Origin of the sequence: Sphingomonas sp. R86520 (genome assembly GCF_042466285.1) — a bacterium.
GTDB lineage: Bacteria > Pseudomonadota > Alphaproteobacteria > Sphingomonadales > Sphingomonadaceae > Sphingomonas.
On record NZ_JAXHBZ010000001.1, the window covers coordinates 3,609,071 to 3,632,131 of the forward strand.

Below are 23,061 nucleotides of genomic sequence, written 5' to 3' on the forward strand. Positions count from 1 at the left end.
CGTTCCAGCGTCGCAGACGACAGGATCGCGGCAGACGACGGGATTTGTGGTGACGGTACGTCGTGCGGGGCAGTTAGCTTCCGCTATCCGCGCAACTGCGTTAAGCTACCGAAAAAGCAGAGGATGCCATGGCCGATACGCCTTCCGACGCCCCGACCCTCCCCGATCTCCAGCACTGGACCTGGGTGATGGGCCGCGCGCAGCAGTTGATGATGGAGCAGGGCCTCGCCGCGATGCAGGCCAAGCCTGACGGCATCCCAGCAATTCCCGGCTTCACCGACCCGGCCACGCTGGAGCGCGCCCGCGACTTCTGGACCGAGAGCCTGACGCTGTGGCAGCGCTTCCTCGATCCCGCCAAGGCGCCCGAACCCGCGCCGATAACCGACAAGCGCTTCAAGGCGCCGCAGTGGCGGGAGCCCGTGTTCGACCTGATCCGCCAGAGCTACGAACTGATCGGCGACCACATGCTGCGCGGCGTCGAAGCGGTCGATGGCCTCGACCCGAAGCAGAAGGAGCAGCTGCGGTTCGCCACCAAGGGCTTTGTCGACGCGATGAGCCCGACGAATTTCGCGCTGACCAACCCGCAGGTGATCGAGAAGACGATCGAGACGCGCGGCGAGAATCTGCTGAAAGGCCTGCAGAACATGATGGCCGATCTCGGCCGCGGGCAGCTGACGCATACGCCGGACGGCGCGTTCGAACTCGGCCGCAACCTGGCGATGACGCCGGGCAAGGTCGTCAAGCGCACGCCGCTGTACGAACTGATCCAGTACACGCCGACCACGGACAGCGTGCTGACGACGCCGCTCGTGATCTTCCCGCCGTGGATCAACCGTTTCTACATCCTCGACCTGACGCCCGAGAAGAGCTTCATCCGCTGGGCGGTGGAGCAGGGCATCACGGTGTTCATGGTGTCTTGGAAATCCGCCGACGCCAGCATGAAGGATGTGGTCTGGGACGACTATGTCGCCGCGCAGGTCGAGGCGATCGACACGGTGCGCGGTATGCTCGAGGTGCCGGCGGTTCACACGATCGGCTATTGCGTGGCGGGGACGACGCTGGCGGCGACCCTGGCGCTGCTGGCGGCTCGCGGCGAGGCGGCGAAGGTTGCGAGCGCAACGTTCTTCACGGCGCAGGTCGACTTCGCGCAGGCTGGCGAACTGCAGCATTTCATCGATGACGAGCAGCTGAAGATGGTCGCCACGCTGTCGCCCGACGGGTTCCTCGACGGGCGCTACATGGCGACGACGTTCAACCTGCTGCGCGGGCGCGACCTAATCTGGAACTACGTCACGCAGAACTATTTGCTCGGCCAGGATTACGTGCCGTTCGACCTGCTCCACTGGAACGGCGATACCACCAACCTGCCGGCGAAATGGCATCTGAGCTATCTGACCGATCTGTACCGCGACAACCTGCTGGTCACGGGGACGATGACGGTGGACGGCACGCCGATCGATCTCACCAAGGTCGCGACGCCGAGCTACGTCCAGGCGGGGCGCGAGGATCATATCGCACCGGCCGAAAGCGTCTGGAAACTGACGCAACTCTTTACCGGGCCGTTGAAATTCGTGCTGGCCGGGTCGGGGCACATCGCTGGGGTCGTCAACCCTCCGGCGGCCGGCAAGTATCAATACTGGACCAATCCTGGCGCGCATACGACGCTCGCGGACTTCGTCGCCGGTGCGACCGAGACCAAGGGCAGCTGGTGGCCGGACTGGACCGCATGGCTTCGCGCGATCGATGCGGAGACGGTCGCGGCGGACGTTGCGCGGCAGCCGGGGACGGGCAGTCTGGCCGCGCTAGGCGACGCGCCCGGCGAGTATGTGAAAGCACGGTAGCGCTACCTTACGTTCACGTCATGGTGCGGTGCACAATTTTATTGTGCGCCGCCACGAATCATGTATATCTCGTCGCGACATAACTCCGGAGAGAGGTGCGTGGATGGCGGATACTGAAAAGCGAGCAGCCAAGGCTGTAAGGCCCGTCGCCACTGCGAAAGCCTCGACCCGAGCCGTCATGAAGCCGGCCGCCAAGAAGTCTGCTCCTGTAAAACTCAACGTGGCTGCATTTGTATCGCCACAGCCAAAACTATCCGCCCCGACCCCGGCCGCCCCGATTTCAGTCGCGGCGCCCTCGGGGACCCCTGTCAGCGAAACGAAGGACGCCACGATGGAAACGATTCAGAGCATCACCGAGAAGACCAAGGCCCTCTTCAGCGGCGTGAACACCGCCGATTTCACCGAGCAGGCCAAGGGCGCGATGGAAAAGTCGGCCAAGATGGTCGAGGACATGACCGCATTCGGCAAGGGCAACATCGAGGCGATCGTCGAGTCGTCGAAGATCGCCGCGAAGAATGTCGAAGCGCTCGGCCATGAAGCCGCCGATTACGCCAAGACCTCGTTCGCCAGCGCGACCGAAGCCGCCAAGACGCTCGCCGCGGCCAAGTCGCCGACCGAGTTCATGAAGCTGCAGGGCGATTTCGCGCGCACCGCGTTCGACACGATGATCGCTGAGAGCTCGCGCTCGACCGAGCGTATGCTCAAGATGTTCGGCGAGTTCGCACAGCCGATCTCGAACCGTGTCGCGATCGCGACCGACAAGATGAAGATCTCGGCGTAATCCACGCGGCGCCGTCTGCGGGTGGCGCGAGACGAGAAGGGGGCGGCCGTCGCGCGACGGTCGCCCCTTTTGCGTTTGGGGCTTTTGCCGTCGCTTATGGCGCGCCCCCTTGCTCTTCCCCCCTGGCATGCCATATTTTGACGACATGCTTTTGACCCCTGAAATGATCGCCCCGGACTCAAGGTTGGCCGCGTTGATGGCCGAGCGCCGTGACGATGGCGGTGAGGACGGTACCGGCGGCACCGGCGCCGGTGTCGCGACCAAGACCCGCGCAAAAACCAAGCAGCCGACGCCGTACCGCGTGCTGATGCTCAACGACGACTATACGCCGATGGAATTCGTCGTGCTGTGTCTCCAGCGTTTTTTCCGCATGGACATGGAAGCGGCAACGCGGGTGATGCTGCACGTCCACCAGAAGGGCGTGGGGATCTGCGGCACGTTCAGCTACGAGGTCGCGGAAACCAAGGTGAGCCAGGTCATGGATTTTGCCCGCCAGCACCAGCATCCGCTGCAATGCACGCTCGAAAAGGCATGAATCTCACGATCGTTTAGGGCGGACATTGCCTCGATCCTCCCCCTGGCGGGAGAGGATCGAAGGAAGGAAGCCTACCGCGCGGCCGGCAACCAGCGCAGGTCGAGACCGTCGAACCGGTTGATGTAGTTCGCCGCGCGTGCCAGCTGCGCTTCGTTGGTCAGCGTCACGCGGCCATTGTCGCGCGCGATCAGCCCGTCTTCCTCCAGCTGTCGCAGCATCCGGTTGACGTGGACCGCGGTCAGGCCGGTCGCGTCGCCGACTTCCTCCTGGGTGAGCTTGAGCGTGAAGGCGTTGCCGATCGTCTTGTCGGTCATCCGCATCCGGTTGCGGATTTCCAGCAGCAGTGCCGCGATCCGCGCCTTTGCCGAGGTCCGACCGAGCGCGGCCAGCCGATCGGTCAGCGCGACCTTCTCGATCTGGTTCACGACCATGATGATCGCCGACAGCCGCGGATGATCGGTGATCAGCGCACCGATCACCGACCGATCGAACGGGCACACGGTGCAGTCGGTCAGCGTGACGATCGTTTCCGGGGAATCGCGGTATACCAGCGCGGAAACCGCCAGCATGTCGCCCGGAAACAGGAAGCGCAGGATCTGCCGGCTGCCATCGTCGAGCAGGACATAGCTCATCGCCATACCGCGTTGCAGGACATAGAGCTCGGAGAAGGGATCGTTCTCGCGGAGCAATATCGTCCCGCGCCGCAATTCACGGGGGCGCTCTTCCAGCCGCGCCAAGGCAGCTCTCTCATTCTCTGTCAGGTCTATGAGATCGCCGAGACGGTCGGCGAAGCAGCTATCCTGCACTTTTGATGATTTCCCCACTGATAGGAACCACTCAGAGCAAACGTCTGATTCCCGCGCATTAAAGTCGATCAAGCGCGGCCAAGACCGGCGCGCCCTTGCGCGACGCGCCAGTGACGATAGACACCCTGCATGGACCGTATTCTCATCCGCGGCGGCAACCGCCTTTCCGGGCGCCTGCCCATCTCAGGCGCGAAGAACGCCGCGCTCACGCTGATGCCGTGCGCGCTGCTGACCGACGAACCGCTGACGTTGCGCAACCTGCCGAGGCTCGCGGACGTGGATGGATTTGGACATCTTCTCAATCAGTTGGGCGCCTCAACTGCGATCGAGGGGACGCGCCCCGAGGATTTCGGCCGGGTCATGACGATTCGCGCGGGCAAGCTTACCTCGACCGAGGCGCCCTATGACATCGTCCGGAAGATGCGCGCCTCGATCCTGGTACTAGGGCCATTGCTCGGTCGCGGCGGTGAGGCGACCGTGTCGCTGCCCGGCGGATGTGCGATTGGAAATCGACCGATCGATCTGCATTTACGTGCATTGGAAGCGATCGGCGCCGAACTGGAGATGGCCGCGGGCTATGTAAAGGCGATCGCGCCGGGTGGTCGTCTGTCGGGTGGACGCTATCGTTTCCCGATCGTCTCGGTCGGCGCGACCGAGAATGTCGTGATGGCGGCGGTGCTGGCCAAGGGCACCAGCGTGATCGAGAACGCGGCGCGCGAGCCCGAGATCGTCGACCTCTGCAACTGCCTCGTCGCGATGGGCGCGTCGATCGACGGGATCGGCACCGAGACGCTGACGATCGAAGGCCGCGACCGGCTGCACGGCGCGACCTATGCGGTGATGCCCGACCGGATCGAGGCAGGTAGTTACGCGTGCGCGGCGGCGATCACCGGCGGCGACCTGGAACTGGTCGGCGTGACGCCGTCGGACATGGGGGCGACATTCGATGCGCTGGTCGAGGCCGGCGTCTCGGTGACACCGACCAAGGACGGCGTCCGCGTAGCCTCGGACGGCAAGCTGAAACCCCTGACCCTCTCGACCGCGCCCTACCCCGGTTTCGCCACCGACATGCAGGCGCAGTTCATGGCGATGCTGTGCATGGCCGACGGTGCGAGCATGCTCACCGAAACGATCTTCGAGAACCGCTACATGCATGTGCCGGAACTGGCGCGGATGGGCGCGGATATCCAGGTGCGTGGGCGGACGGCGGTGGTGCGCGGTGTCGACAAGCTCGTTGGGGCGCCGGTGATGGCGACCGATTTGCGGGCTTCGATGAGCCTGATTCTTGCAGGACTTGCGGCGGACGGTGAGACGTCGGTAGGCCGGGTGTACCACCTTGACCGCGGGTATGAGCGGCTTGAGGAGAAGTTGAGCGCGGTCGGCGCGGATATCGAGCGCGCCAGCGACGGGTGAGGGGTCGGGGTCCTGATTAGAGCCGGGGTAGCCCTCTCCCCTCCGGGGAGAGGGTTGGGTGAGGGCCTGTTCCGGGCGATGCACCGCTTGGCTGCCCCTCACCCCGACCCTCTCCCCGGAGGGGAGAGGGAGTAAGATGCCGGGTATTTTGCGGTGGCAGGCTCGTTCGTTGCCCGAGCTGCTGGCTTCGGTTTAAGCAGCGCTATCCTTGACAGCTCCCTCTCGAAGGCGGGGCCCAGGATCAAGCAAGACCGTCCTTGGTAATCCGGTAGACATCTACTTAGCGCCGCCGGCAAAGCCGCCGTCGGTCGGGTTCGGGCTAGCCGACCCGCCGGCCGTGCCGGGCGCTGCCCGCTTCGCTTTGCTCGCTGGCATCGGCTGCGCGTTGCGCTGCCTGCGCCCGTCAGTACATGTGCTGCCCGCCATTGATGCTGAGCGTTGACCCGGTAACGAACCCACCCTCCTCCGAGCACAAGAAGGCCACGCCACGTGCGATCTCCGTAGCCTGACCCAGTCGCCCGACCGGGATCTTCGCGACGATCTTCTCCAGCACGTCCGCCGGCACCGCCGCCACCATGTCCGTATCGATATACCCCGGCGCGATCGCGTTCACGGTCACGCCCGCGCGCGCGCCCTCCTGTGCCAAGGCCTTCGTAAATCCGTGAATGCCGGACTTGGCCGCAGCATAATTTACCTGGCCATACTGCCCGGCCTGCCCGTTGATCGAGCCGATATTGACGATCCGCCCCCATTTGCGCGTGCGCATGCCGGGGAACACCGCCTTGGCCATGTTGAAACACCCGCCGAGATTGGTGTCCATCACCTCTTTCCAATCCTGGTACGTCATCTTCAGGATCGTGCCATCGCGGGTGATGCCCGCATTGTTCACGACGATATCGACATCGCCGAGATCGGCGGCGACCTGCGCGCAGCCCGCCTGGCACGCGTCGTAGTCGGCGACGTCCCATTTATACGCCTTGATCCCCGTGCGCTCGGTAAACTCACGGGCGCGGTCGTCGTTGCCGGCGTAAGTCGCAGCAACCGTAAGACCCATGTCCTGCAATGCGAGGCTGATCGCTTCGCCGATCCCGCGCGTACCACCGGTTACAATTGCGACGCGTGCCATCAGTATCTCTCCCAAGATCAGCCTTTTGCCGGAGGCTAGCCAGCCCGCACCCATCCTTCAAGCTCGCGTGACAAAATGCTGCGCAACATTTCCACGCCGACCGGGCTGTCGTTGAGGCATGGCAGGTACGCGAACTGCGTACCGCCCGCCTGCTCGAAGCTCTCGCGGCCGCGGATCGACAGTTCCTCCAGCGTCTCCAGGCAATCGGCGGAGAAGCCCGGCGCGAAGATCGCCACCTTGGTCTTGCCGGCCTTGGCCAGCGCGACGAGCGTTTCGTCAGTCGCAGGGCCGAGCCATTTTTGCGGCCCGAACCGTGACTGGAATGCGATCGTCAATTCGCGTCCCATGCGTTCACCGAGCAAACGCGCGGTCTTCTGGCAGTGGCAGTGATACGGATCGCCGAGTTGCAACGTCCGCTTCGGCATCCCGTGGAAGCTGGCAACGATCGCGTCCGGCGTGAAGTCGAGCGCCGCGAGGCCCTCCTCGAGCGAGTCCTTCAGCGCGTCGATATACAGCGTGTCGTCATAGTAAGGCGGCAGCGTGCGGATCGCCGGCTGCCATCGCAAACCGGCGAGATGCTTGAACGCCTTGTCGTTCGCGGTCGCGGTCGTTGCTGCGCAATATTGCGGGTAGAGCGGCGCGAGCAGGATGCGCTCGCAACCGGCCGCCTTCATCGCCGTCAACCGGTCTGAAATCGACGGATTGCCGTAGCGCATCGCCCAGTCGACCAGCACTTCCGGCCCGAACGAGTCCTTCAACGCCGCCGCTTGCAACCGGGTGATCGCGGCTAGCGGCGAGCCGTCCTCGCGCCAGACCTGCGAATAGGCATGCGCGGACTTTTTCGGACGCGTGTTGAGGATGATGCCGCGCAAGATCGGCTGCCACGCGATCTGCGGAATTTCTACGACGCGCGAATCGGACAGGAACTCGCCGAGGTAGCGCTTCACCGATTTCGCATCGGGGCCATCGGGCGTACCGAGGTTCATCAGCAGCACGCCGATCTTCGGCCGGGGTATCGGGGGATGGTCTGGAGGCAGGGTCATGTCGTTGGCCTTAGAGGCAAATTGCGGATGCGATAGCCCGTTGCAGACTGGAGGGCATTGGCGATCGCCGGCGCGACCGCGGGGACGCCGAGTTCGCCGACCCCGCCGGACGCTTCCTCGCTGCGGATCACCTCGACGGTGATATCGGGCGTGTCGGCAAGCCTAGGCAGGCCGATCTCGCCGAACCCGCGGACATCTGCCAGGCCACGGGTAAAGCTAGTCGACGCCCCCAACGCGGAGGCCATGCCGAAGATCAAGCCCCCCTCGATCTGCTGGCGGACGATGTCGGGGTTGATCTGCGCGCCGCAATCCACGGCAGCGACGAGGCGGTCGACCACCGGGCGTTGGTCCGCGCCCATATGCGCCTCCGCCATGACGGCGATATAGCTTCCGCGGAAGGCATGACACGCGATGCCCTGGCCACTGCCGGCGACGCCGCCGTCCCAGCCGCCAAGCGCCGCGGCGGTCGACAGGCAGCGCGCGAGCCGCGGTTCGCCGCCGAGCATGGCGATGCGGAACGACATCGGTTCGGACTGCGCGGTGCGTGCGAGTTCGTCGAGAAAGCATTCGGTGAAGAACGCGGTGTAGCCATGCGCGCCGCCGCGGAGGTGGCCGGTGGGGATGCCGATCTCGGCTGGGTGATGCTCGATCGCGTAGGCGGGAATGCGATAGACCGGCGTCGCGCCGCCCACCGCATAGCGATCGCCCTTCGTGCCGATCAGTGCGGCTTCGGTCGCGAGCCCTGGCATCGTCCGCCGCGCCATCTCGGCCCCGGTCGCAGGCGCGGCGATGTTCGCCGACCACCCCATGATCGCACCGTTGGGCGCGAGCCGCGCCGCCATCTTCGCCACCGCCGGCGCGCGGTAATGGTCGTGGAGAGAGTCCTCGCCGCGCGACCAGACCAGGTTGACGGGGCGCTTGAGCTTCACCGCCAATACCGCGGCCTGCTCGGCCACGTCATGCTTGAGCGCCGCTCCGAACGATCCGCCGATCAGCATCGGATGCACGACGATGGCATTTTCGTTGAGGTTCGCCGCGCGTGCCGCCGCCGCTCGCGCGAGTCCCGGTGCCTGGGTCGCAAGCCAGAGTTCGAGCCGGCCGTTCGAGAATGAGGCGGTCGCACTTCGCGTCTCGATCGCCGCGTGCAGGCCAAGACCCGTGCGGTAGGTCGCGGTGACCAGCTTGGCACCCTGGAAGGTCGCGGCGACGTCGCCGGTCTCCGCCATCCGCGTGCCCGGCCGAGCGAGCGCGGCGTCGAGCGCTGCATTGATCGACCCGGAGCCGGGCATGGGAGCGTGATTCTCGAACCGCGGCGCGAGCGCGTCGAGTGCCTTTTGCGCGGCCCACCACGTCGTCGCCACTGCCGCCACCCAGTGCGGGTTCTCAACCACCGACAGCACGCCGCGGATGCGGTCGGCGGCGGCACGGTCGACCCTTGTCAGGCGCCCGCCGACGGGGCCTTGGCGGATCGCGGCGTGGACCATGTCGGCGAGGCGGACGTCGCCTGCGAAGTTGGCCGAGCCATCGACCTTCGACGGGGTGTCGAGGCGGGGGACCGACTTGCCGACCAGCTTGCCGGCGCCCTGGATACCCAGCGGGAGGGGATCGGGAAGTTTGCACTTCGCAGCGTCCTCGGCGAGTTCGGCGAAGCGGATGCGTTTGGTTTGGTACGTGCAGAAGCCGGCGTCGACGTTGACCTGGGTCCAGTCGGCATCCCACCGCTTCGCCGCCGCCATGCAGAGCAGTGCGCGGGCGCCTGCGCCAGCCTCGCGACAGGCTTGCTCGAACATCCGGATCGAGCTCGAGCCGCCGGTGAGCATTGGCGGCTGCATGGTGCCGTGGGGAACACGGTCGAACAGGCCCTCGAACAGGACGTGCGTGGCGATCGGGTTGGCGTAGAGCGGGTTGAGCGGGGCGGGCTCAATGCCGATCGTGCGCCAGTCCGCACCGAGCTCGTCCGCGACGATCTGGGGGAGGGAGGTGTAGACGCCCTGGCCATGTTCGACCTGCGGGACGGCGACCGTGACATGGCCGTCGGTGCCGATCTTCAACCATGCGCCGAACGGCGTTTCGCCGGGGTTGGCGACGAGGTTGGGTACGTAGCTGCGCGGCCACAGGCCCCAGGCGACCACAAGGCCGATCCCCGCACCGCCACCCACCAGTATCCCGCGCCGATTGATCGTCATGCTGAGCGCTCTAATCCTTCTCCCCCACGGGGAGAAGGTGGCGCGGAGCGCCGGATGAGGGGAGTGGGTCTCGGGCGCCGTCCCGGAGACTCACTCCCCTCTCCCTTCCGTCGCCTTCGGCTCCTCCCTCCTTCTCCCCGTAGGGGCGAGGGACGTTAGGCCAGCGCTCGGTATGTGGCTTTCAGCGAAACCTTGTCGATCTTCTCCGTCCCCAGCCGCGGCAAGGGCGCGTCGGAAATCCAGATCCGCTGCGGCACCTTGAACGCCGCGATATGCTGATAGAGAAATCCGCACAGATCTTCCGACGTCAGGGTCTCACCCTCGCGCAGCACGACGACGGCGCCCGGCACCTCGCCGAACTTCTCGTCCGCCAGCCCGAACGCCGCCGCCTCGGCCACCGCTGGGTGCTCGTACAGCGCGGCTTCAACTTCCTGGCACGAGATGTTCTCGCCGCCGCGGATGATGATGTCCTTCTTGCGGTCGACGATGAACAGATAGCCCTCTTCGTCGAGATAGCCGATGTCGCCGGTGCGGAAATAGCCGTCCGCGGTGAACGCCGATGCGGTCGCATCCGGCCGGTTCCAGTATTCCTTGAAGTTGCAGATGGTGCGAATGCAGACTTCGCCGCGCGAACCCTGCGGCTGTGCGTGCCCCGCATCGTCGAGGATCGCGAGATCGACCAGCGGCGCCGACGGCCGGCCGGCGGAATTGGGTTTCGCGAGATAATTGCTGCGCCAATTGCCCGTCCCGACGCCGTTCGTCTCGGTCAGGCCATAGCCGATCAGCGGTGCGCTTCCGCCCATTTCCTCATCGATCCGGCGGACATGCTCCACCGGCCGCGGTGCGCCGCCTGCCGCAAAATCGGTCACCGTCGACAGATCGTAGTTGGCACGGTCGGGGTGGTTCAGGATCTCGAAGCTCATCAGAGGCACGCCGACGAAGTACGTCACCCCCTCCGCCGCGATCAGGCGCATCGCTTCGCCCGCGTCCCATTTGGGCATGAGCACGAGTTTGCGGCCCATTGCGAAGCTCTGGAGGAACACCGGGACTTCGGCGGTGACGTGGAACAGCGGGATCGTCAGCAACGTGGAGGGCTGGCCGACCGGCGGGTTGCCCTGCGCAGTGGCGATGCCGACCATCACCATCGCCTGGCCGAGATAGTTGAAGATGCCCTGCACGACCGCGCGGTGTTCGGACAGCGCGCCCTTCGACTGGCCGGTGGACCCGCTCGTGAACAGGATCGTCGCGTGATCCTCCGGCCCGAGCAGTGGCAGGTCGGCAGTGTGATCGTCCTTGGCGAGCACCGGCGCGAGCGCACCACCAAGTGCGTGCGAATCGTCGATCTCGACAACAGGTGCGCGCAGCCCCGCGATCTGCGCAAGCCGCTTCACACGCGGTGGGTCGGCGAACACCAGCGTGCAGTCGACCTCGCCGATCGCCGTCTCCAGTTCCTCGGACTGCCACCAGCCGTTGAGCAGAGTCGCGACGCCGCCGGCCATGACGATGCCCATATAGAGCACGATCCACGACGGCGAATTGCGCATCGCGATGCCGACGCGGTCGCCCTTCGCGATGCCGTACCCGCCGACCAGCGCCCGCGCGCACCGTTCGGAGGCGGCGTAGACCTCGCCGAACGTCAGCCGCTCGCCGCCCGACACGAGGAAGACGGTGTCGCGGTGCTCGTTGGCGTAGTGCGCGAAATAATAGCTGAGCGCAGGCGGCGCGGCGGCGATGGTCGGCAGCGTGACGCCGAACCGCTCGGCCGAACCGAGCGCCAGCATGCCGTCGGGCGCGGTCAGCGCGGCCATCGTCGAATCCATAGCCACATCGAGCTCGGTCCGCATATCGCTCTCCTACTTGGTCTTATCGTTATCGGCCTTTATGCAGGGGCGAACGCGTGGGGAAAAGCCTTTGATCCTGTCGACCATTTCAGCTGCCGTCGGCAGCCACATCCGCTTCGAGGATCTCGGGTTGCACCCCGACGTCTTCTCGATCGGCTTCTTCACGCTGCGCTGGTACAGCCTTGCCTATATCGGCGGGATCCTGCTCGGCTGGTGGTATCTGCTGAAGCTGCTCGCCCAGCCCGGCGCACCGATGGCGCGGCGGCATGCCGACGACCTGGTGTTCTACGCCACGCTCGGCATCATCCTCGGCGGGCGGCTCGGCTATGTGATCTTCTACGCGCCCGAGATGTTCCTGCATCCCTTGCGCATCTTCAGGCTCTGGGATGGCGGCATGTCGTTCCACGGTGGGGTGATCGGCACGTCGATCGGGCTGATCCTGTTTGCACGCAAACACCAGCTCAACTGGTTGCGCGTGCACGACTATATCGCGTGCTGCGTACCCTTTGGGCTGTTCTTCGGGCGGCTGGCGAACTTCGTGAATGGCGAACTGTGGGGCAAGCCGACGACCGTCGCGTGGGGGATCATCTTTGAGCGTACCGTACCGTTCGGCATGGTCGAGCCGGCGCGGCATCCGAGCCAGCTGTATGAAGCGAGCCTCGAAGGCGTGCTGCTGTTCGCACTGCTGTGGTTCGCGTTCTGGAAGACCAAGGCGCGCTACGATCCGGGCAAGCTCGTCGGCCTGTTCGTGCTGGGGTACGGCCTGGCACGGTTCACGGTCGAGTTCTTCCGCGAGCCGGATTCGCAGTTGCGCGCGTTCGCGGAGCATACCGGGCTGCACATGGGGCAGTGGCTGTGCGTGCCGATGATCTTGGGTGGGGCGTATCTGGTAGCGACGTCGGCCAAGCGCCGCGTGCGGGTCGAGTCGATCGCGGGTACGGCGAGCGTCGCTTAACTCCCCTCCCGCTTGCGGGAGGGGTTGGGGGAGGGCATGGCCGGACCGTCATGGCCAAAGATCTTCCAGCCCCTCCCCTAACCCCTCCCGCGAGCGGGAGGGGGATAGAAGCCGCCCTTCCCGAACGCCTTGCCCGCTCGATCGCGCTCGCGGGGCCGATTCCCGTCGCGCAGTATATGGCGGCCGCCAATGCGCACTATTACGCGACGCGCGATCCTTTGGGGGCGGGGGGCGACTTCACCACCGCGCCCGAGATCAGCCAGATGTTCGGCGAGCTTGTCGGGCTGTGGTGTGCGGATTTGTGGGACCGTTCGGGTCGCCCCGAAGCGGCTTGGGTCGAGCTCGGGCCGGGCCGGGGCACGCTGGCCGCGGATGCCGTGCGGGCAATGGCCAAGGCTGGCTTCGACCCCGAGATCCATTTCGTCGAGACGAGTCCCGCGCTCCGCGCGGCGCAGGCCGAACGCGTGCCCGCCGCGACGTGGCACGATACGATCGACACGCTGCCGACCGATCGCCCGCTGATCGTCGTCGCCAACGAGTTCTTCGACGCGCTGCCGATCCGGCAGTTGGTCAAGCGCGAGCAATGGCACGAACGCCTCGTCGCCGCGCAGGACCTGCTGTTCCTGCCGATCGCCGGGAAGCCGCTGCCCGATGCGGTCATTCCCGAACCGTTCCGCGATGCTCCCGCGGGATCGATCCTTGAAACGTCGCCTGCCGCCGTCACGATCATCCGCGGCCTCGCCAAGCGGATCGCCGCGCAGGGCGGTGCGCTGATCGCGGTCGATTACGGCTATGAAGGCCCCGCGCTCGGCGACACGTTCCAGGCGGTCCGCGGGCACGCCTTCGCCAACCCGTTCGAAGCGCCCGGCGAGCATGACCTGACCGCGCATGTCGACTTCACCACGCTGGCCGCTGCCGCGCAGAGCGAAGGTGCAGTGGCCTGGGGCCCGGTAAGCCAGCGCGACCTGCTGGGTGGGCTCGGTATCGATTCGCGGACGTCTGCGCTGGCGAAGGCATCGCCTGACCGCGCGGAAGCGCTCGGCGCGGATCGCAGGAGGTTGATGGACGACATGGGGACGCTGTTCAAAGCGCTAGCCATTACCGCGCCGGGGTGGCCGACTCCGGCGGCGTTTGCAGGCTCGGGCGCATGATCGCCTATCGCAATGCCGTCCCTGCCGACGGTCCCGAGCTTGCCGAGATGGCGAAGCGCTCGTTTACCGACACTTTCGGTACGCTGTACCGTCCCGAAGACCTTGCCGTGTTTCTCGATTCTGCGTTCGGGGAGGAGGGGCTGCCGGCTCAGCTGTCCGATCCTGCCTTCACGGTGCGCGTCGCGGTGGACGAGGCGGGTGAGATCGTCGGGTTTGCCAAGATCGGCCCGGTCGCGTTTCCCGGCGACTGGCCCGTGACGACGATCGAACTTTACCAGCTTTATGTGCGTGGTGACCAGCATGGTGCCGGCGTTGGCCCGGCTTTGATGGACTGGGCGATCGATGTCGCACGGGCGGACGGCCGGACGGACATGATCCTCAGCGTCTATGTGGACAACCACCGGGCGCATCGATTTTACCAGCGTCACGGGTTTGTCGAGATCGGGCGGTATGTGTTCATGGTCGGGGAGCAGCCTGACGATGACCGGATCATGCGGCTGGTGTTGTGATGGTTGGCGCTTTGCTAACGCGCCAAGAATGCACCTCCCCGGCGGAGGCCGGGGCCCAGGTGGAAGGGTCGCAGTAACGATGCGCTGCCCGTTGCCAGCAGCGTCTCCTAACTGGGCCCCGGCCTTCGCCGGGGTGGCGAATATGTTTGATGTTGGGTGATTCGCTATGACTGTTGAACCAATTCGCGCCAAATCCCTTGGCGATATCCCGCACGGCTTTCTCGGCCGGCGTGGCGGCGTTTCGACTGGCGCGTATGCAAGCCTTAACGTCGGTATCGGTTCCGACGACGACCCCGGGAACATCGCCGAGAACCGCCGCCGCGCGAGCGAAGCGGTCGTCCCCGGCGCGCGTCTGGTCGGCCTGTACCAAGTCCATTCCGCCGATGCTGTCACCGTGATCGAGCCGTATGACGACGCGCTCCGTCCACATGCCGATGCGCTGGTCACCAATCGACCCGGCCTCGCGCTTGGCATCCTCACCGCCGACTGCGCGCCCGTATTGTTCGCCGACCGCGAGGCGGGTGTCGTCGCTGCAGCCCATGCCGGCTGGAAAGGCGCGCTGGGCGGCGTCACCGATTCGACGATCCTCGCGATGGAGGCGATCGGCGCGCGCCGCGACCGGATCGTCGCCGCGGTCGGGCCGTGCATCGCCCGCGCGAGCTACGAGGTCGACGAGGCCTTCATTCGGCGCTTTTGCGAAAGCGATCCGGAGAACGAGCGTTTCTTCGCCGACGGTCGCGCGAGCCATTACCAGTTCGATCTCGAAGCCTATGTCGTCAGCCGCCTCGCCATTGCCGGAATCGGCCGGATCGAAGCGCTCGGGCTCGACACCTATGCTGAAGAAGACCGCTTCTTCAGCTACCGGCGCGCGACCCATCGCGGCGAGCCCTCCTATGGTCGCCAGATCAGCATCATCGGCCTGTAGCGGGTCCCAAATCCCGCATTGCTCGTTTAGGCTTGCGCATATCGGCCCGCGCCAGACGGGCCACGCAGGAGCCAATGATGTCCGATACCCCCAAGACCGAAACGCCCGAGACCGAAGCCGACCTGACCGGCGTCGCCGCACGCGTCGCACCCAAGCCGTCGATCGGCGAGATCGGTGGGCGCAAGCTGAAGCCGTCGACCTTGATGATGGGCCACGGCTACGACCCCGCGCTGTCGGAGGGCTCGCTGAAGCCGCCGATCTTCCTCACCTCGACCTTCGTTTTCCCGAACGCGGCTGCCGGCAAGCGCCACTTCGAAGGGGTCACCGGCAAACGTCCCGGTGGTGCCGAGGGTCTCGTCTATTCACGATTCAACGGGCCGAACCAGGAGATCCTCGAGGATCGCCTCGGCGTGTGGGAAGAGGCCGAGGACGCGCTGGCCTTCTCGTCGGGCATGTCGGCGATCGCCACGCTGTTCCTCGCGATGGTCAAGCCGGGCGATACGATCGTCCATTCCGGGCCGCTCTATGCGGCGACCGAGACGTTGATCGGCCGCGTGCTCGGCAAGTTCGGGGTGAAATGGCTCGACTTCCCGGCGGGCGCGACGCGCGAAGAGATCGACGCGGTGATGACCGAGGCCGCCAAGGGCAGCGTTGCGCTGATCTACCTGGAAAGCCCGGCGAATCCGACCAACGCGCTGGTCGACGTCGAGGCGGTTGCGGCCAGCCGCGACGCGATCTTCAAGGGTGAGAAGCCCCCGATCGCGATCGACAACACGTTCCTGGGGCCGCTGTGGTTCCAGCCGCTCAAGCATGGTGCGGACATCGTCGTGTACTCGTTGACGAAATATGTCGGCGGGCACTCGGATCTCGTCGCGGGCGGCGTGCTGGGGTCGAAGGCGCACATCAACACGATCCGGACGATGCGCAACACGATCGGGACGATCACCGATCCGAACACGGCGTGGATGTTGCTGCGATCGCTGGAGACGCTGGAGCTGCGGATGAGCCGTGCGGGCGAGAATGCCGCGAAGGTGTGCGCGTTCCTGCGCCATCATCCGAAGGTGGAGCGGGTCGCGTATCTCGGCTTCCTTGAGGACGAGCCCGGCATGGAGCGTCAGGCGGACATCTATCGCCGGCATTGCACCGGCGGGGGCTCGACCTTCTCGCTGTATCTCAAGGGCGGAGAGCGCGAGAGCTTCGCGTTCCTCGATGCGCTGAAGATCGCCAAGCTGGCGGTGTCGCTCGGCGGGACGGAGACGCTGGCGAGCCATCCGGCCGGGATGACGCATCTGTCGGTGCCGGATGCGCGGAAGCAGGCGCTGGGGATCACCGACAATCTCGTCCGTATCTCGATCGGGGTCGAGGATCCGGACGATCTGATCGCCGATTTCGAGCAGGCGCTGGAGACGATCTGACACCGCAAGGCTACCCGTCACCCGGACTCCGTTCGGGTGACGGATTTTTGGGTGAAGTCTGCGTCGCGAGCGGCTAGCACCCGGTAATGCCGATCTTCACTCCCATCCCGCAGCACGAATTCGTTGCTGCAATCCATATCCTCGCCGCCAAGCTGGTCGAGGATACCGAATGGAAGCCCGATTTCATCATCGGCATCGGTCGCGGCGGACTCGTGCCGGCGGTGTTTCTCAGCCATGCGATCGGTCTGCCGACGCTGTCGGTGGACTATTCGAGCCAGGTGAAGGATTTCGCCGACGAGCCGCTGGTGAAGCTCGCCAAGCGCACGCGCGACGGCGAGAAGCTGCTGTTTCTGGACGACATCAACGATTCGGGGCGGACGATCACGCATCTGCGCGGCGCGTTGGCGGCGGCGGGTGCCGTGGACGGCGCAGTGCGGTTCGCGATGCTGATCGATAATGTCAGTTCGGCCGAGCGGATCGATTACAGCGCGCGCGTGATCGATCGGACCGAAACGAAGGACTGGTTCGTGTTTCCATGGGAAGCGGTCGCACCGGCGAAGGCGATCGCGGAGGATGCGGCGGCGGTGCCTGAGCGGATCGCCTGAGCGCAGACGAACAAAGGGCCGGCTTCCAACGGGAAGCCGGCCCTCGCCCTCGATACGCTACGCGAGGGAACTGGGAAACTGGTGTGGTGGCCTCGGCGGGGCGCGACGTCGGCTAAGCCGCCGTCGGTCGGGTCAGGCGTCGGTCAGGCCAGGCCTGCCCGCCGACCGTGCCTACGGTGCTCCGCCGCTTTCGCAGCGAGCACCGGCCCGTTGCCGGGCTTACCGCCGGCAATACCCCGGATTATCCGACTTATCGATCGCGTTGCCGGCGAGGCCACCACCGGCGGCACCGAGGACCGCGCCGAGCGTGCGGTCACCGCGACCGGCGACGGCGTGGCCGAGCAGCCCGCCGGCGAGCGCGCCGATGATCGTGCCGCCGGTGTTGTCGCAGCCGCGGCGGCTGCGGGCGTTGTAGCGGCGGTCGTTGCCGCGATACTGGCGATAGCCACGGTCGTCGCGATAGCCACCGTCGCGGTAGCCGCCCTGATAGCCGCCCTGATAGCCATCGTAGCCCCGCTCGTAGCGCGAGCCATAACGCTGCGCCTCGGCGGCGGCGGGAACGAGGGCAGTCGCACCCAATGCGAGGGCACTGGCAGCGAGGGTAAAAGTCTTGAACATCGTGCGTCTCCCGTTGGGGATTTCCGCGGCGGCGTTGGCCGTGCTTCCATCCTCGATGAGACGCTTATGGGTGATTCGCTTTGAGCCGAGCCTGAATGCGTCCGTTATCCGTCGTTCATGCTTCCGTGCTGCGTGCGACCCCCTATGAGGGCGCGATGCGGCGCCTGCTCACACTCCTGTTCGTCGGCGTCAGCGTCTGTGCGATCGTACCCACCTGGTCCGGCGAAGCGCGGCTCGACCTGCTCGGCAAACGTCCGCAACTTACCGCGACCCGCGTCACGCTCGACCGTACCGATCCGGGTCACGTCCGCATCGGCGGGCTCACGTATCTCGGCGGCGTAGCGCTGACGAGCCGGGATCGGGCATTCGGCGGCTTCTCTTCGCTCGACGTTACCGGTGATCGCTTCACGCTGTTGAGCGACGGCGGCAACGTGGTGCAGTTCGACATGGGGCTCGACTGGCGCCCGCACCGCATCGCCTTCACCAACCTGCCCGCCGGGCCCGGTGTCGGCTGGGAGAAGCGCGACCGCGACAGCGAATCGATGGCGATCGACCCGACGACCGGCAAGATCTGGGTCGGTTTCGAGGATAGCAACGCGATCTGGCGCTATTCGCCCGGGTTCGCGCGCTACGAAGCGCGCGTGTCACCGGATGCGATGCGGAAATGGCCGGCCAATGGCGGTCCCGAGTCGATGGCGCGGCTTCCCGACGGCCGGTTCGTCGTCATCAGCGAGGAGGCGCATGAGCGTCGAACCGACTGGACCGGAACGGAGGAGGAGCGGCTGCACACGCGGCAGGCGCTGATCTTCGCGGGCGACCCGACGCAGGCCGGGGTGCCACTGCGATTCGCCTACGCACCCTATGGCCGCTCCGATCCGTCGGACGTCACTGCGTTGCCGAACGGCGACCTGCTGGTGCTGGACCGGGCTTTCCGCCTGCCGTTCCGGTTCTCGGCGCGGATATCGCGTGTCGACCGGAGCGAGGTCGCGGAAGGCCGAATCGCCAAGGGCCGCCTGATCGCGACGATCGACGCTCCGCTGATCCACGATAATTTCGAGGGTATCACGACGACGCGCGAGAACGGCGCGACGATCGTCTGGATCGTGTCCGACGACAACCAGATGGTGCTCCAGCGTACGTTGCTGCTGAAGTTCAGGCTGGAACGGTAGCGGCCCACGTCCGTCATCCCGCCCCCCAACTCCGTCACCCCAGCGGAAGCTGGGGTATTTCGCGGGGCAGGTGATGCCCGCCAAACGATGAGATCCCAGCTTTCGCTGGGATGACGGGAGAGGGCTGGGATGACGGGAGAGGGGCGTGTGGAGACGTTGCGGATTCACGCACAGACAAACGCCGACGGCCCGCCCTGCGAGGTGCAGGGCGGGCCGCGGTGATCGTCTTGTTCGCCGCCATGAGGCGGCGACCGTCAATCGTCGCTGTTAAGCGGCGACCGCCGACGATGCGATCTTCTTGACGACTTCGCGCTTCAGGCGACGAACGCGAAGCGACAGCTTGTCGTCCGAGGTCTTCACCAGCCAGTTGTCGAGGCCGCCATTATGCTCGACGGTGCGCAGGCCGTGCGTCGAGACGCGCAGCTTGACGCCCTTCTCGAGCGAATCGGAGAGCAGCGTGACGTTCTGCAGGTTCGGCAGGAACGTGCGCTTGGTCTTGTTGTTGGCGTGGGAGACGTTGTTCCCGACCATCCGGCCCTTGCCGGTCAGTTCGCAGATGCGCGACATGTGATTACCTATTCAAGTGTCGGGAGGAACCCCGGAAAGGCGCGCGGATAGCTGGCACGCCGGCTTTCGTCAACCGATTGTGCGCAATTACCATTGTGCAACCGGCCGCGTCGAGGGACGTTGTTACGCTATCGAACCGTTCAATGCGAGCCGTTCAAAAAGGGGATGTCCTATGCGTACGCTCTTGTCACTGGTCGCGATCGTCGTGCTGGTCGTGGTCGGCCTGATGTATTTCGGGATCATCAATATCGACCAGACCCGTCCGGGCGTCGTCCAGGCGCCGAAGTTCCAGGCTGATGTCGCCAAGGTCACGCTCGGCACCGAGAACAAGACGGTCGCGGTGCCGACGATCAACGTCGAGAAGCCGGCCAACAGCCAGGCGCCGAACTGAGCTTTACCGCAGGGACCGCGCGGGGCAGGGCTTGAGGCCATGTTCCCGGTCCCTGAACCCATGCGCCGCGCGCTCGACGCGGCCCGCGACGCGGCGCTGGCCGGGGAAGTCCCGGTTGGCGCCGTTGTCGTGAAGGACGGCGTCATTATTGCGACGGCGGCGAATGCGCCGCGAGCGTTGTGCGATCCGACTGCGCATGCCGAGATCCAGGCGATTCGCGCTGCCGCTTTGGTTCTGGAGAGCGATCGGCTCGAGGGTTGCGATCTTTGGGTGACTCTCGAGCCGTGCGCGATGTGTGCCGGGGCGATCGCGCATGCCCGGATCGGGCGGCTCTATTATGGTGCGGCGGATGTTAAGGGCGGTGCGGTCGAGCACGGGCCGCGATTTTTTAGTCAGCCGACGTGTCATCATCGGCCGGAGATTTACGCGGGGATTGCCGAGACCGAGGCGGCGGGAATTTTGCGACAGTTCTTCGTGGATCGTCGGTAGGACGATGCGGTCCATGATCCTCCCTGGCGGGGGAGGATCAGGTTCGGTTCACCCTTCGAGGCTCTTGGACGCCTGTTCGAACAGGTCCTTTGATAGCCCCGGCGTCGACACGATCCGCTCCAGTTCCGCGCGCATCAACCCGGCGCGCGCCGCGTCGAACCGGCGCCACCGGCCCAGCGGCGGCAGGAGTTTGGCCGCGGTCTGCGGGTTCAGGCGGTCGAGCGCGATCAGCTGGTCCGCAAGGAACCGATAGCCGCTCCCGTCGGCGTTATTGAACGCACGCTGGTTCGCCCCGAACGCGCCGATCAGCGAGCGGGCGCGGTTGGGGTTGTTCAACGTGAAGTCGGCATGCTCGGCGAGCGCGACGACGACTGCGCCGGTATCGTCGCGCGACGACTGAGCCTGCGCCTGGAACCACTTGTCGAGCACCAGCGGGTTGTCGCAATATTGGCTGTAGAAGATGTCGAGCACGGTCGTGCGGATGTCCGATGTGCTGCTGACCAGCGTCGTCAGCGCACCCATCCGGTCGGTCATGTTGTCCGCCGAATCGAACTGCGCGAACGCGAGGTCGGGTGCATCTGCCGCACCGCTCGCTGCGATATAGCCGAGCGCGACGGTCCGCAGGCGACGCAGGCCCTTCCCCTCGGGCGAATAGGCGTAGGGCTGACCCTCGCCACGCGCATACGCCTGGCGCCATTGCGTCTCCAGACGCGTGCCGAGATCGCGACGCAGGGCGTCGCGGGCGCGGAAGATCGCGTCGGGATCGACGACGGCCATCTGGTCGCCGATGAAGCTTTCCGACGGCAGCAGCACGGCTTCCGCGACGAACGCCAGATCGAGGTCGGCGTTGGCGAGCGTGTTCGCGACCGCGGCGATCACGCCGTCGTGATCCGCTTGCCCGCCTGCCGACGCGACCAGCGTGTCGAGCATCAACTGCTGCATAGCCTCGTAGCGCGCGAACGGATCGTCGTCGTGCGCGCTGAGGAAGGCGAGGTCGGCAGCGGTGCGGTCGCTTTCGACGACCACCGGGGCCGAGAAGCCGCGGTTGATCGACAGCACCGGGCGCTCGGCGAGGCCCTCGAACACGACCGTGTCGAGCATGTCGTCGAACAGGACGAGGCGTTCGTCGGTCAGCGCCGCGCCCGATTCGGCACCGAACAGCTTCACACGCAACGGCAGCACCATCGGCGATTTGACCGGCTGGCCGGGCGTCGCGGGCACCTGCTGCGCGAGCCGCAATGTCGCGCGATCGCCGTCATGCGACAGGCTCGCCGAGACGCGCGGCGTACCCGCCTGCGAATACCAGAGGCGGAACTGGGTGAGGTCGACCTGCCCACCTTCCTCCATCGAGGTGACGAAATCCTCGCAGGTCGCCGCCGTGCCGTCATAGCGGTCGAAATACAGGTCGGTGCCCGCGCGGAAGCCCTTCGGACCGAGGATCGCGGCCATCATCCGGATCAGCTCTGCGCCCTTGTTGTAGATTGTCGCGGTGTAGAAGTTGGAGATCTCCTGGTACGACTCAGGCCGTACCGGGTGCGCGAGCGGGCCGGAATCCTCTGGGAATTGCGAGGCGCGCAGGCCGCGGACGTCCTCGATCCGCTTGACCGCGCGCGAGCCCTGATCGGCGGAGAAGCCCTGGTCGCGGTAGACGGTAAAGCCTTCCTTCAACGACAGCTGGAACCAGTCGCGGCAGGTGATCCGGTTGCCCGACCAGTTGTGGAAATATTCGTGCGCAACGACCGCGGCGATCGCGTCGTAATCGTAGTCGGTCGCGGTATCCGGGTCGGCGAGGATGTAGCGCGAGTTGAAGATGTTGAGCCCCTTGTTCTCCATCGCGCCGAAGTTGAAGTCGTCGACCGCGACGATGTTGAACACGTCGAGATCATACTCGCGGCCATAGGTCGTCTCGTCCCACGCCATCGCGAGTTCGAGCGCCTTCAACGCGTGGTCGGTCTTGGGCAGGTCGGCTTCGCGGACCCAGATACCAAGCGAGACTTCCCGGCCCGACATTGTCGTGAAGCTGCCGCGGTTCACCGCGAGATCGCCGGCGACCAGCGCGAACAGATAGGAGGGTTTGGGAAAAGGGTCGTGCCAGGTCGCCCAGTGGCGGCAGTCTTCGAGATCGCCCTGCGCGACCGGGTCGCCGTTCGCGAGGAGCACGGGGAAGTGCTTCTGGTCTGCAGTCATCTTGACCGAATAGACGCTGAGCACGTCAGGGCGGTCGGAAAAATAGGTGATGCGGCGGAAGCCTTCTGCTTCGCACTGGGTGCAGAGATTGCCCCCCGAAGCATAGAGCCCCATCAACTGCGTGTTGCGATCGGGCGCGATCTCGACCTGCGTTTCGACGACGTGCGCGGTGCCGGTGAGCGGGATGACGAGCTGTTCGCCATCGATCCGCCAGTCGTTGATCGCGACGCCGTCGACCGTGACCGATAGCGGCTTCTGGCCCGCGCCGTCGAGCCGGAGCGGCGCGGCGTGGTCGCCGTTGCGCGTGACCGATAGCGTTGCCGTTACGCGGGTGCTCGACGGATCGAGGTCGAAATCCAGCTTCGTCTCGGGGACCATCCACTCCGGCGGAGAATACTCCTCGCGGCGAATGACGAGCGGGTGGGCGAGACTGTTCTGGATGTCGAGCATATGCTGGGGAATATAGGGCCGCGGCCGCCTATCGCCAGCCAAAGCTTGCGCGGGTGAC

21 protein-coding genes are annotated in these 23,061 nt (G+C 65.7%); 13 read left to right on the forward strand and 8 right to left on the reverse strand.

From position 1 onward, the window contains the following. Window positions 1-128 precede the first annotated feature (128 nt). The 3 genes from SJY41_RS16620 to clpS all read left to right on the forward strand — a co-directional run bounded on the left by SJY41_RS16620 (window position 129) and on the right by clpS (window position 3,157). Window positions 129-1,841 carry a PHA/PHB synthase family protein gene (locus SJY41_RS16620; RefSeq protein ID WP_380783325.1) on the forward strand — a complete coding sequence of 571 codons (1,713 nt, stop codon included), beginning with the start codon at window positions 129-131 and terminating at the stop codon, window positions 1,839-1,841. A 331-nt stretch (window positions 1,842-2,172) separates the two neighbouring features. Then, window positions 2,173-2,622: a phasin family protein gene (locus SJY41_RS16625; protein ID WP_380783326.1), complete on the forward strand. Its 450-nt coding sequence runs from the start codon at window positions 2,173-2,175 to the stop codon at window positions 2,620-2,622. A 196-nt stretch (window positions 2,623-2,818) separates the two neighbouring features. Further along, complete coding sequence (gene clpS, locus SJY41_RS16630) at window positions 2,819-3,157, forward strand: ATP-dependent Clp protease adapter ClpS (protein ID WP_380783327.1); 339 nt, start codon at window positions 2,819-2,821, stop codon at window positions 3,155-3,157. A 71-nt stretch (window positions 3,158-3,228) separates the two neighbouring features. On the opposite strand, the gene SJY41_RS16635 is transcribed toward clpS, so the two are convergent. Further along, window positions 3,229-3,894, reverse strand: a complete 666-nt coding sequence (locus SJY41_RS16635) for a Crp/Fnr family transcriptional regulator (protein WP_380783328.1) — start codon at window positions 3,892-3,894, stop codon at window positions 3,229-3,231. Between the two features lie 198 nt (window positions 3,895-4,092). Here SJY41_RS16635 and murA point away from each other — a divergent pair, with 198 nt between their 5' ends. Then, window positions 4,093-5,376 carry a UDP-N-acetylglucosamine 1-carboxyvinyltransferase gene (murA, locus tag SJY41_RS16640; RefSeq protein ID WP_380783329.1) on the forward strand — a complete coding sequence of 428 codons (1,284 nt, stop codon included), beginning with the start codon at window positions 4,093-4,095 and terminating at the stop codon, window positions 5,374-5,376. 403 nt (window positions 5,377-5,779) lie between these two features. On the opposite strand, the gene phbB is transcribed toward murA, so the two are convergent. The 4 genes from phbB to SJY41_RS16660 form a co-directional block, all read right to left on the reverse strand. Next, the gene (gene phbB / locus SJY41_RS16645) at window positions 5,780-6,502 is read right to left on the reverse strand and encodes an acetoacetyl-CoA reductase (protein WP_056066403.1); all 723 of its coding nucleotides are present in this window, start codon (window positions 6,500-6,502) and stop codon (window positions 5,780-5,782) included. 35 nt (window positions 6,503-6,537) lie between these two features. Beyond that, a complete protein-coding gene (gene hemH / locus SJY41_RS16650) occupies window positions 6,538-7,545 on the reverse strand; it encodes a ferrochelatase (protein ID WP_380783330.1) in 1,008 nt (335 codons plus the stop codon). After that, entirely contained in the window at window positions 7,542-9,731 is a 2,190-nt protein-coding gene (locus SJY41_RS16655; RefSeq protein WP_380783331.1) for a molybdopterin cofactor-binding domain-containing protein, read from the reverse strand. The genes hemH and SJY41_RS16655 overlap by 4 nt, the downstream gene beginning before the upstream one ends. 155 nt (window positions 9,732-9,886) lie before the next feature. Further along, the gene (locus SJY41_RS16660) at window positions 9,887-11,575 is read right to left on the reverse strand and encodes an AMP-binding protein (protein ID WP_380783332.1); all 1,689 of its coding nucleotides are present in this window, start codon (window positions 11,573-11,575) and stop codon (window positions 9,887-9,889) included. Between the two features lie 37 nt (window positions 11,576-11,612). On the opposite strand from SJY41_RS16660, the gene lgt reads away from it, so the two are divergent. From lgt to SJY41_RS16690, 6 genes are all read left to right on the forward strand, one after another. After that, a complete protein-coding gene (lgt, locus tag SJY41_RS16665) occupies window positions 11,613-12,527 on the forward strand; it encodes a prolipoprotein diacylglyceryl transferase (protein WP_380783333.1) in 915 nt (304 codons plus the stop codon). A gap of 50 nt (window positions 12,528-12,577) precedes the next feature. Beyond that, window positions 12,578-13,678 (forward strand): class I SAM-dependent methyltransferase, encoded by a 1,101-nt coding sequence (locus tag SJY41_RS16670; protein ID WP_380783334.1) that lies wholly within the window; start codon window positions 12,578-12,580, stop codon window positions 13,676-13,678. Then, window positions 13,675-14,187, forward strand: coding sequence for a GNAT family N-acetyltransferase (locus SJY41_RS16675; RefSeq protein WP_380783335.1), 513 nt, complete (start codon window positions 13,675-13,677; stop codon window positions 14,185-14,187). The genes SJY41_RS16670 and SJY41_RS16675 overlap by 4 nt, the downstream gene beginning before the upstream one ends. Window positions 14,188-14,353: 166 nt before the next feature. Beyond that, complete coding sequence (gene pgeF, locus SJY41_RS16680; RefSeq protein WP_380783336.1) at window positions 14,354-15,112, forward strand: peptidoglycan editing factor PgeF; 759 nt, start codon at window positions 14,354-14,356, stop codon at window positions 15,110-15,112. Between the two features lie 77 nt (window positions 15,113-15,189). Then, complete coding sequence (locus SJY41_RS16685; RefSeq protein ID WP_380783338.1) at window positions 15,190-16,527, forward strand: cystathionine gamma-synthase family protein; 1,338 nt, start codon at window positions 15,190-15,192, stop codon at window positions 16,525-16,527. 86 nt (window positions 16,528-16,613) lie between these two features. After that, on the forward strand, window positions 16,614-17,132 hold the full coding sequence (locus tag SJY41_RS16690; RefSeq protein WP_380783339.1) for a phosphoribosyltransferase: 519 nt from the start codon (window positions 16,614-16,616) through the stop codon (window positions 17,130-17,132). A gap of 219 nt (window positions 17,133-17,351) precedes the next feature. On the opposite strand, the gene SJY41_RS16695 is transcribed toward SJY41_RS16690, so the two are convergent. After that, window positions 17,352-17,750: a glycine zipper 2TM domain-containing protein gene (locus SJY41_RS16695; RefSeq protein WP_380783341.1), complete on the reverse strand. Its 399-nt coding sequence runs from the start codon at window positions 17,748-17,750 to the stop codon at window positions 17,352-17,354. A gap of 155 nt (window positions 17,751-17,905) precedes the next feature. Between SJY41_RS16695 and SJY41_RS16700 the strand changes: the two genes are divergently transcribed. Then, window positions 17,906-18,919, forward strand: coding sequence for an esterase-like activity of phytase family protein (locus SJY41_RS16700; protein ID WP_380783342.1), 1,014 nt, complete (start codon window positions 17,906-17,908; stop codon window positions 18,917-18,919). A gap of 267 nt (window positions 18,920-19,186) precedes the next feature. Here the strand turns inward: SJY41_RS16700 and rpmB are convergent, their stop codons facing one another. Next, window positions 19,187-19,486, reverse strand: coding sequence for a 50S ribosomal protein L28 (rpmB, locus tag SJY41_RS16705; protein WP_093398383.1), 300 nt, complete (start codon window positions 19,484-19,486; stop codon window positions 19,187-19,189). 172 nt (window positions 19,487-19,658) lie between these two features. On the opposite strand from rpmB, the gene SJY41_RS16710 reads away from it, so the two are divergent. Further along, window positions 19,659-19,877: a hypothetical protein gene (locus SJY41_RS16710; protein ID WP_380783343.1), complete on the forward strand. Its 219-nt coding sequence runs from the start codon at window positions 19,659-19,661 to the stop codon at window positions 19,875-19,877. Between the two features lie 60 nt (window positions 19,878-19,937). Next, complete coding sequence (locus tag SJY41_RS16715; protein WP_380783344.1) at window positions 19,938-20,366, forward strand: nucleoside deaminase; 429 nt, start codon at window positions 19,938-19,940, stop codon at window positions 20,364-20,366. Window positions 20,367-20,414: 48 nt separating this feature from the next. Here the strand turns inward: SJY41_RS16715 and pepN are convergent, their stop codons facing one another. Continuing rightward, complete coding sequence (pepN, locus tag SJY41_RS16720) at window positions 20,415-23,003, reverse strand: aminopeptidase N (protein WP_380783345.1); 2,589 nt, start codon at window positions 23,001-23,003, stop codon at window positions 20,415-20,417. Between the last annotated feature and the right edge of the window lie 58 nt (window positions 23,004-23,061).